This window comes from Parvimonas sp. D9 (genome assembly GCF_035282565.1).
In the GTDB taxonomy this organism is placed as follows: Bacteria; Bacillota; Clostridia; order Tissierellales; family Peptoniphilaceae; genus Parvimonas; species Parvimonas micra.
In genome coordinates, this window is sequence record NZ_JAYKBM010000234.1 from 1 (window position 1) to 246 (window position 246).

At 58.5% G+C, this 246-nt stretch carries 1 protein-coding gene; it reads left to right on the forward strand.

Annotated elements, in window-relative coordinates:
- The coding region (locus tag VJI94_RS08690; protein WP_324009083.1) for a ferritin family protein at nucleotides 1-246 on the forward strand (246 nt) is incomplete at both ends.

Sequence of the window (246 nt, forward strand, 5' to 3'; positions counted from 1 at the left end):
GTGCTTTCGAGGCCATGGCCGCCGAAGAGCAGGATCACCGGCGCCGATTGCTCCAGACCTACAGCGAGAAGTTTGGGGAGGAGTTGCCCTACATCACCCGGCAGGACGTCAAAGGCTTCCTCAAGCGCAACCCCATCTGGTTGCTCAGGGACCTGCGCCTCGATGCAATCCGCAAGCAAGCCGAATTGATGGAGTTCGAGGCAGGTCAATTCTATGCGAAAGCTGCCGACCGTACCAAAGACGTTC